Raw genomic sequence first — 1,646 nt, forward strand, 5'->3', positions numbered from 1 at the left:
CGTTTTTGTCCGTTTTGAAAATCACGTTGCCAAAGTCATTCGTTCGAACAATTTCGGTCGCATTAAATCCTTTCCAATTCCAAGCTTTATTTATTTCGGCAATCATTTTCTCAAATTAGGCACAACGTTTATGTATAAGGAAAGTTGCGTGTTTGTATGCGAGGATTTTCCGAAGGAAAATCAGAAGCTAGCAAACGAGCAACAAACTTTGGTTTAGCTAAAACTAGCAATTTTTTTTATACGGTGTTGGCAAATCGTTTTTATTTTATTTCACATTTTCGTAAATAATTCCCGAGTAAAATAGTCAGATTTTCTTTGTCTTCGAGATTATAATACTGGTCATCTAATCGGTCAAGTACTTGTTCTATTTCCTTATTATTCCAATATTTACTTTCAGTTATAAATTCAAACAAGTCAGTTTGCGAATTCTTATGTTTTTTTAATATATCCAGCGAGGATTTCAAGAGTTCGTAAGTCAATTCAGCTCCGATTTTTTTTAGTCCTTTTAGAGTTTCCTCCGCAAAAATTCCGTAATCATTATCATAATATTGCTCGAAACCTCCATTCATAACTTGCATATTCAAAACTCCGATGCAATAAGTAAATCTTACAGGTTCTGACAATTCAAAAACCGTATTGTACCAATTTTTGGTTTGACTCCAATCGTTAATTCTTTTATTCAGGAATTTTCCAGCAATATCACAATAGACATAGTCAATTAATTCTTCGTTTGTCAATGTTTCTTGGGTTTTCATCAAATGTTTGCCAACGGTTTCGTATAACCGTCAGTTACGGGATTAAAGTTAATAATTTTCGGTTAAGAACTGGCGTTAGCAATTCCGAGTGGATTCGGACGTAGTCGAATCCGCCGTAATTGCGGTTATACATTGTTGGCAACTGGCTTTTATTCATTAATTGATTGCTCTTTATATTTTTCCACAAACTCTTTTGCGTCTTTCATTGTTTCTGGGTATTTAGCGTAATTCTGATATCCATATATTTTTCCACTTTCATCTCTCAATGTTTGTTCCCAAATGTGATAATATCTAAATCCATTTTCTACCAAAAACTTTACAACGTTCCATTTTTTTATATCAGTTTGTTTTGGTGGTTTAAACAAATGATATAATTCAGTCATTGGTTTTTCGCATTGAGGACAAATCGAGGTGTGAGCCTTTTCTAAATCTGCTGGTCTGTTATAAGCTTTTCGACAATCTAAGCATACTTTTTTATATCCCATTTTTCAAGATTAAGATTGGATTTTTAAAATCCGTTTGCGATAAATTAAAAGTCCAATAAAAGTCAGTCCGCAAAGTATTGCCAAAGCGTGAAATGTTTTAATTGCTCGACATAAATTAATTCCAGAAATGAGAGAAATACAATCAGTCAATTCTTCGGTTTCGTATTTTAAACTGACCATTGTATTTAAGGCTGCATATTCGAATAAAGGAATTCCGATTATTAATAAAATCAAAGCTATTATGTAAATCGTTTTTCTCAATTATCTTCGGTTTTCAGCTGTCTCGTCCTAAAATACGTCTACAGGTTATTGATTAAAATTAAGCTGCATTTTGGTGCACGTTATTAGGTGTTTTATAGTCTAAAGATAAATGTAATCTTTTAGAGTTATATAATTTGATTGCATT

At 32.3% G+C, this 1,646-nt stretch carries 2 protein-coding genes; both read right to left on the reverse strand.

The annotated features are described in order from the left end of the window. Positions 1-260: 260 nt before the first annotated feature. Positions 261-755 carry a DMP19 family protein gene (locus J1D01_RS17345; protein ID WP_421151766.1) on the reverse strand — a complete coding sequence of 165 codons (495 nt, stop codon included), beginning with the start codon at positions 753-755 and terminating at the stop codon, positions 261-263. Positions 756-904: 149 nt separating this feature from the next. After that, a complete protein-coding gene (locus J1D01_RS17350) occupies positions 905-1,240 on the reverse strand; it encodes a hypothetical protein (protein ID WP_421151767.1) in 336 nt (111 codons plus the stop codon). Positions 1,241-1,646 lie beyond the last annotated feature (406 nt).

The organism is Seonamhaeicola sp. NFXS20 (genome assembly GCF_049132085.1).
Taxonomy (GTDB): Bacteria; Bacteroidota; Bacteroidia; order Flavobacteriales; family Flavobacteriaceae; genus Seonamhaeicola.